Raw genomic sequence first — 7,151 nt, 5'->3', positions numbered from 1 at the left:
GACCTGGAAGGTGGCCCGAAGCGCATGTTCGCGCAGGGCGCGCTTGGCCGCGACGGCGTGCGACCGCGGGAGACTCAGCATGACCTCGTGAGCGTCGAAGGGGATCTTCGCCGCGTCGAGCGCGTCGAGCACGCGGGGACGGTCGGGCCAATCCTCCCACACTTCCGCGCTTCCCTCGTACCACCGCACGGCCCCGTTCTCGGCCACGACCGCGTCGATCGTGGGCAGCGTGCGGCGGACAAAGTGCAGGGGCCGGCCGGTGACGGCGATGACTCGGATGCCCTCGTCGCGCGCCTGGCCCAGCGCCGCCAGGGCGTGGGCGTCCGGGCGGAGGTGCTCGTCGGTGAGCGTCCGGTCGTAGTCGCACGCGATGGCGCGCCACCGGGTCATCGCCGAACCTCCCGGGCGGAGGCCTGCGGGCGATCGAGCGCTTCCAGGAGCACGGCGCTCTCGATGAGGCCGATGTGGGGCAGCGCCTGCGGGTAGTTGCCCAGAAGCTCGCCCGTGGCCGGATGCATCTCCTCGCTGAACAGTCCGTACGGGCTCGCGCGCGCGAGCATGCGCTCAAAGAGCGTCCGGGCCTCCTCGAGGCGCCCTTGCAGCGCGAGGTTGTTCACGAGCCAGAACGTGCAGTACGCAAAGGCCCCCTCGCCGCCGGGAAGGCCGTCGTCCACGTCGAGGTACCGAAGCAGCAAGCCCGCGTCCGTCTCGAGGTCGCGGCGGATGCGTTCGACCGTCGCCACCATGCGCGGGTCGTCGGCCGGAAGGAAGCCCACCAGGGGAAGAAGGAGCAGGGAAGCGTCAAGGTGCGGGAAGTCGAAGGCCATCTGGAACGAGCCCAGTTCCTCGCTCCAGCCGCGCGACAGGACCGCCTCTCGGACGGCCTCGCGCTCGCGCGTCCAACGCTCGCGGTCGCCGGGAAGATCAAGCGCAAGGGCGCGATCGAGGGCTACCCACGCCATGACCTTGGAGAGGACGTAGTGGCGCTCGGGCGAACGCGGCTCCCAGATGCCGCTGTCGGGCTCGCGCCAGACGCGCGCCACGTGGTCGACGAAGTCGGCCAGGCCGGCCAGAAGCTCCGGCGGCAGCGGCTCACCCTCCTCCTGCCGGCGGGCCACCGCGTTTAGCACTTCCCCGTAAACGTCGAGCTGGTGCTGCGAGCAGGCCGCGTTGCCCACGCGGACGGGCGCCGAGCGGCGGTAGCCCTCGAAATGCGCAAGCTCGCGCTCGGGCATGTCCTCCGCTCCGTCCACGCTGTAGATCGAGCGAAGGACCGGGCGCGTTCGCGCCGCGGCCGTGAGGAGCCATCGAACGTAATTCTCCACGTACTTCGGGTGGCCCGTGCGCAGCAGCGCGTCCACGGCGAAGGCGCCGTCGCGGGGCCACGAGAAACGATAGTCCCAGTTGCGCACGCCGCCCACGCTCTCGGGAAGCGAGGTCGTGGGCGCCGCGACGATGGCCCCCGTGGGCTCGTAGTAGAGCAGGCGCAAGGCAAGCGCGCTTCGGCGCACGGCCTCGCGGTACGGCCCGCGATAGGTGGTGCGCGCGTCCCAGGCGCGCCACGCCTGGCGCGTGGAGTCCAGCAGCGCGTCGACGGCTTCCGGCTCCACGGCGGGCGAGTCCGGCCGCGCCGCGTGCGTGACGACGAAGGCCAGCCGGTCGCCGGCGGAGAGCTCGATCTGCGCCCGCGCCGCCGCATCGTCGACGGAAAGCGGCGCGCGCGTGCGCAGCAGGAGCGCCCCGCCGGGCCACGTGACGTCCACGCCGTCGTCGCGCGGGGCGAGCACGGCGGCCGCCTCGCCGTACTCGGGGCGCGGCTCGAAATGGACGTCGATGGGGACCCGACCCTCCAACCCTTCCAGCAGCCGGAGGAGGACGGAGCCGGGCGCGTCGGCGGGCGCCGGCCAGGCGAGCGCGTCGGCGAGGCTCGCCTCGCCGTCCCCCACCCGGAAGCGGTGCCTCAGGACGTTCGTTCCGTCCTCGTACTCCATGCGAACCGCCGCCCGCTCGGGCGGCGAGATCGAGAACCGGCCGCCAAGCTCGGAATCGAGCAAACGGGCGAAGACGGATCCGGCGTCAAAGCGCGGGACGCACCACCAATCGAGGCTGCCGCCGGGCGCCACGAGCGCGGCCGTCCGCGCGTCGCCAAGGAGGCCGTACTCCGAGATGGCGCGGTAGCGCTGCACGCCCATTCCTTACGAGCGGATTCCCTTAAACGGTTGGGTTGTCACCCCAAGACGACGCCCGCCGCGACGTTCATGACGCAAGGAGGCGTAGGGTCCCGCATGCCCGCCTCCGCCGGCCGCGTCGCCGTGTACCACGCCACCTCGCCGGGCTGCCACTGGTCGTGGGGCTACGAGGCGCTGTTCAATCGCCTCGAGCTCGTGTACGGCGACCAGATCGACGTGCACGTCCGCATCGGGTGTCCGTACGAGGACTTCGCGGAATGGGAGAAGCACTACGGCATGAGCTTCGACGAGATGAAGGAGTGGCTGCGCGGCGAGATCGCGGAGCGCACGGGCGTTCCCCTCTTCACGGACCTGCGGCGCGAGACGATTCCGGACACGATGCTCCCGCCCTCGATGGCCGCCTTCCACGCGCTCCGCCTGGACGCGCGGCGCGGCCGCCGGTTCGCACGCGCGCTCCTTCGCATGTACACGGTCGAGGGCCGCGACATCGCGCAGGAGGACGCCGTCCACGCGGCCGCGGCGGAGGCGGGCATGGAGGCTCCGGCGATCCTCGCGGCCTTCTCCGACGGCGAGAAGCTCCGCCACGACTTCGAGCATCAGGGCGAAGGCTTCCCCCACGCGCCCATCGGCTTCTACAACGTGGCCGTCTCCGATGGCGGCCAACGGCTCGTCCTTCTCGATTACGCCTTCGAGCCCACCGTCGTCGAGGACGCGATCGACTGGCTTGCCGGCGGCGCGCTGCGGAAGCGCGCGCCCACCGACGTCGAAGCCTACCTTCGCGAGCACGGGCCGGCGCCCCGCGTCGAGATCGAACGCGTGTTCGCCTGGTCGGCCAAGGACGCCGAGGTACGGCTCGCGGCGTTGGAGAGCGCAGGCTCGGTGCGCCGCCGCACGCTTGCAGGGGCGCCGCATTGGGAGTCCGTCCAAGGCGCTTGGCGTTAGGTGCGCGCGGCGATAGTTTCGGCGCGCTTGCCGCGAGGCTGAGGCGCTCGGGAAGCTTGCATGGACATCCGATGACCTGCCCCGACTGCGCCTGGACGCTCGTCCTCCAGCAAACCTGCCGATGGTGCCCAAGCTGCGGATACAGCGGATGCTGACGGGCCGCAGCCGCACAATCGCCCGGAAGGTCGGACGAGTTCTGTCGGATACTATAAATAGGGGTACGTTGTGGAGAAATGCGGGCACGCCCGCTCCGAAAGGAGTGGGCGGCGCTCATAGGAGAAACGAACGTATGGGTGAATATCGTGGTGGCGGCGGCGGTTTCCGCGGCGGCCCACGTGGACCCCCCCGTGAGATGCATGACGCGGTCTGCTCAGACTGCGGCAAGCAGACTCAAGTGCCGTTTAGGCCGACCGAGGGGCGCCCCGTGTACTGCCGAGACTGCTACCAGAACCACCGGCCCCCCAGGTAGATCCAACGGGTCCGTAAGTAGCGCACGAATTCGAACAAGCAGATGGGGTCGATTGGCCGGCGGATTTCCGCCAGAGAGTCACCCAATCCGTCTTTCTTCTTTCCACGTTTTCCGAACAGTGGCCACCATGACCAAGGCGTACGACGCGGGCGACCCGTTCTGCCTCCACACGGGCAAGCTTCGGACGCTTTGCCGCTGCGACGCGTGCACGGCGGCGCGCGCCCGCTCGGGCATGCGCGGCCGCCCGCCTCCGGGACGCGAGCACGCGGAGTCCGTCGGACGCCGCTTCGCCGTGCGATGGATTCCGGGCGAGGGGCTGCGCGTGCCGCCGGGGCGACGGAGCCTGTTCCCGGCGCGCGGGCAGCGCGTCGTGCTGCACCTTCGCGGCGACCCGGTCGAGGTGGAATGGGACGGCGAGGTTCTCTCGTTCCCTCGCCTGCACGTCGATTTCGCCGAGGTCTGGCTCGAGGTCATCGAGCCCAAGTACAGCTTCCGCGTCGTCGAGCGATGGTGACCGATCGCCGGCGCAGGAGTTTCAAATACGCGGAGGGCGTGGACGCCTTGCCATGCGCGCGCTCGTCCGCACCGACGGCGTCACGAAGGCCTACGGCCCCCAGCTCGTGCTGGACAACGCGGCCTTGCAGGTCCTGCCGGGCGAGAAGGTGGCCCTCGTCGGACCCAACGGCAGCGGCAAGTCCACCCTCTTCAAGCTCATCGCCGGCGAGCTTTCGCCCGATCTTGGCACGATCGAAGTGCCCGACGACCTGCGCCTAGGCTACATGCCCCAGCTTGCGACCGTGCCGCCTGCCACGCCCGTGCGCGAGGTCCTGTCGGCGCCCACGCCCGAGGTCCGAAGGCTTGCGCGGGAGCTTGCCGCCATCGAGTCGCGCATGGGCGATCCCGCGTTCTGGGAGGCGCCCGAGTCCTCCGACGTGACGACCCGCTACGGCGATCTCCAGGCGCAGCTTGCCACCGCGCGGGCGGGCGCGCAACCGCTCACGTCGCCCGTCCTCTCGGATCTTGGCGTCGCGGAGGAAGATTTCGACAAGCGCTTTGGCGACCTCTCCGGGGGCGAGAAGACGAAGGTGCTTCTCGCCCGCGCGCTTGCCCAGCACGAGCAGATGGACCTCCTCCTGCTCGACGAGCCCACGAACCACCTCGACATGGAGACGATCGAATGGGTGGAGGAGCTCCTCGTCACGACCGAGGCGGCCGTCATGCTCGCGGCGCACGACCGGTACCTTCTGGACAACGTCGCCACGAAGGTCCTCGAGGTGGACCGGCGCAAGGTGCTCGAGTGGACCGGGAACTACACGGACTACCGGGAGCAGCGCGAGGCGCTTTCGCGCGCATGGGACGCCAAGCGACGTAAGGACCGCTCGGAAGTCGAGCGGCAGCTTGCCATCATCGAGGAGATCAAGCGACGCAACCGCTACGATGCGCAGGCGCAAAGCAAGGCCAGGCGGCTGGAGAAGATCCGCCGCGGCATGAGCCTCGACGACGAGGGCCCAAGCGCGCACAAGGCCTTCCGCCTGGAGTTCAAGGCGGTGAGCAAGCGGTCGATCGACGTCCTGGCCTTCGACGAGGTGGGCAAGTGGTTCCCCGGTCGGACCCTCTTTCGCGGAGCCACCTTCGAGATCCTTCGCGGCGACAAGGTCGCGCTCGTGGGCCCAAACGGCAGCGGCAAGACGACGCTCCTTCGCATGGTCGTCGGCGAGGAGAAGCCCAGCGAGGGAACGATCGTCCTTGCGCCGTCGGCCAAGGTCGCGTACTACGACCAGGAGCACGAGGGACTCGACCCGGACCGCACGCTCCTCGAAGAGGTCAAGACGGCAAAGGACAAGATGGGCGAGGCGGAGGCGCGCGGGCTGCTGGGCCGGTTCGGCTTCAAGGGCGACGACGCTTTCAAGAAGGTCGCTTCGCTCTCGGGCGGCGAGCGCGCCCGCATGGCGCTCCTGAAGTTCATCGTCTCCGAGAACAACCTCCTCGTCCTCGACGAGCCCACGAACCACCTCGACATCGAAAGCCAGGAGATCGTCCAGCAGGCCATCCAAGAGTACCCGGGAACCGTCCTTGTGGTCTCGCACAACCGAAGCTTCCTCGATGCCGTCTGCAACAAGGTGCTCCTCGTCGCGCACCACCGCGTCGGCCTGTTCTCGGGCAACTTCAGCCAGACGCGCACGCTGCAGCGGATGTCGGAGTTCGCGCAGGCCGGCAAGCCCCGCGTGTACAAGGTGCGCAAGGCCTTCAAGGACTGGGAGCGTGGCGCCCGCTACTCGGCGGGCGACGCGATCCGCGTCACGGGCGGCGAGACGCAGTCGTTCCGACGCCTCCTGCGGTGGGCGGAGGAGACGGGGCGGGTGGAAGAGGCGGCCTAGCCCTGCCGCTCGCGCTCCAGCCGCTTGTTGAGATGCTCGATGAGCCCGCCGTCCTCCACGATCCGGCGCGCGGCCTCGGGCAACGGACGCGCCGTCCAGGAATTGCCCGTCGTGACGTTGCGGATCGCGCCCGTGGACGGATCCACCTCGAGCTCGTCGCCGGTCTTCGCTTCCACGCGGGCCTCGAGCACCAGGAGCGCGCGGTTGATCGCGTTTCGGAAGAAGATGCGCGCGAAGCTCTCGGCGATCACGCACTTCACGCCCGCCTGCTGGATGGCCATGACGGCCTGCTCGCGGGAGGAGCCGCTGCCGAAGTTCCGGCCCGCCACGACGAAGGTGCTGCGGGCGGCAAGCGCCGGATGGTCCTTGCCCAGTCCCTCGAAGACGTGCTTTCCAAGCTCGTCCCACAGCGTGAGGTACTGTCCGGGCGCGATGACGTCCGTGTTCACGTCGTCGCCAAGGACAAGGCAAGGGCCGGAGAGCATGCGAGCCGCAGGCGCGCGCGGGGGATAAAACGATTTGGGGGACCGTCGCTTGCTGCCGCGTGCCCCGCTACCGCCTTCGCGCCGCCACGCTTGCCGACATTCCCCTCCTCGTGCGGCACCGCCGCGGCATGTGGAAGGAGATCGGCCACGGAACGCCGCGCGAGCTCGACGAAGCGGACCCCGTGTACGCCCGATGGGCAAGAGCGCGCCTTCGCGACCGCACGCTTGTCGGATGGATCGCGCAGGCGCCCGACGGAACGCCCGCCGCAAGCGGATGCCTCTGGGTGCAGCAGATCCAACCCTACCCCGGCGGCCCAAGCGGCAAGCGCCCGTACCTCCTCTCCATGTTCACCGAGCCCGCCCACCGCGGCAACGGCCTTGCCGCGCGCATCGTCCGCGAAGCCGTCCGCTGGACGCGCCGGCACGGCCATCCTGCAATCGCGCTCCACGCCGCGCCCATGGGAAAGCGCATCTACGAGCGGCTCGGCTTCGAGCGGACGTGGGAGATGCGCCTTCGGCTCGACAAGCCAGCGGCCGGCGCGCGAAAGCGCCGGCCATCGTCCCGCAGGGTTCACGCCCCTGCACGCGCCCGTTCGCGTCGATGACCGACGACACCGCCACGGAAGGCTATCGCGGCACGGAAGGGGGCACGCCCGACGACGTCCGCGCGCCGGGCGTCCGCAAGAGC

The 7,151-nt window shown here is 69.9% G+C and carries 8 protein-coding genes; 5 read left to right on the top strand and 3 right to left on the bottom strand.

What is annotated here, in order from left to right; all coding sequences use genetic code 11:
* Positions 1-390 (bottom strand): HAD hydrolase family protein (locus tag VM681_07490; protein HVL87827.1); only part of this gene is annotated, 390 nt, incomplete at its 3' end.
* Complete coding sequence (locus tag VM681_07485; protein ID HVL87826.1) at positions 387-2,186, bottom strand: glycoside hydrolase family 15 protein; 1,800 nt, start codon at positions 2,184-2,186, stop codon at positions 387-389. The genes VM681_07490 and VM681_07485, both read right to left, overlap by 4 nt.
* A 99-nt stretch (positions 2,187-2,285) precedes the next feature.
* Between VM681_07485 and VM681_07480 the strand changes: the two genes are divergently transcribed.
* From VM681_07480 to VM681_07465, 4 genes are all read left to right on the top strand, one after another.
* Positions 2,286-3,131: a hypothetical protein gene (locus VM681_07480; protein ID HVL87825.1), complete on the top strand. Its 846-nt coding sequence runs from the start codon at positions 2,286-2,288 to the stop codon at positions 3,129-3,131.
* Positions 3,132-3,252: 121 nt separating this feature from the next.
* Positions 3,253-3,600 (top strand): CxxC-x17-CxxC domain-containing protein, encoded by a 348-nt coding sequence (locus VM681_07475; GenBank protein HVL87824.1) that lies wholly within the window; start codon positions 3,253-3,255, stop codon positions 3,598-3,600.
* Between the two features lie 127 nt (positions 3,601-3,727).
* Positions 3,728-4,114, top strand: coding sequence for a hypothetical protein (locus VM681_07470; GenBank protein HVL87823.1), 387 nt, complete (start codon positions 3,728-3,730; stop codon positions 4,112-4,114).
* Between the two features lie 52 nt (positions 4,115-4,166).
* On the top strand, positions 4,167-5,978 hold the full coding sequence (locus tag VM681_07465) for an ABC-F family ATP-binding cassette domain-containing protein (protein HVL87822.1): 1,812 nt from the start codon (positions 4,167-4,169) through the stop codon (positions 5,976-5,978).
* Here the strand turns inward: VM681_07465 and leuD are convergent.
* Positions 5,975-6,463 (bottom strand): 3-isopropylmalate dehydratase small subunit, encoded by a 489-nt coding sequence (gene leuD / locus VM681_07460; protein HVL87821.1) that lies wholly within the window; start codon positions 6,461-6,463, stop codon positions 5,975-5,977. The genes VM681_07465 and leuD overlap by 4 nt on opposite strands.
* 59 nt (positions 6,464-6,522) lie before the next feature.
* On the opposite strand from leuD, the gene VM681_07455 reads away from it, so the two are divergent.
* The gene (locus tag VM681_07455; protein HVL87820.1) at positions 6,523-7,068 is read left to right on the top strand and encodes a GNAT family N-acetyltransferase; all 546 of its coding nucleotides are present in this window, start codon (positions 6,523-6,525) and stop codon (positions 7,066-7,068) included.
* Positions 7,069-7,151: the final 83 nt, after the last annotated feature.

This window comes from Candidatus Thermoplasmatota archaeon (assembly GCA_035541015.1).
Taxonomy (GTDB): Archaea; Thermoplasmatota; SW-10-69-26; order JACQPN01; family JAIVGT01; genus DATLFM01.
The sequence above is the reverse complement of the archived record's forward strand: the minus strand, read 5'-3'. Positions and strand labels throughout refer to the sequence as shown.

Bases quoted from the DNA above. Each gene is read 5' to 3' on its own strand.
- VM681_07465 (HVL87822.1), top strand. From the start codon at position 4,167: ATGCGCGCGCTCGTCCGCACCGACGGCGTCACGAAGGCCTACGGCCCC.
- VM681_07480 (HVL87825.1), top strand. From the start codon at position 2,286: ATGCCCGCCTCCGCCGGCCGCGTCGCCGTGTACCACGCCACCTCGCCG.
- VM681_07475 (HVL87824.1), top strand. From the start codon at position 3,253: ATGGTGCCCAAGCTGCGGATACAGCGGATGCTGACGGGCCGCAGCCGC.
- leuD (HVL87821.1), bottom strand. From the start codon at position 6,463: ATGCTCTCCGGCCCTTGCCTTGTCCTTGGCGACGACGTGAACACGGAC.
- VM681_07470 (HVL87823.1), top strand. From the start codon at position 3,728: ATGACCAAGGCGTACGACGCGGGCGACCCGTTCTGCCTCCACACGGGC.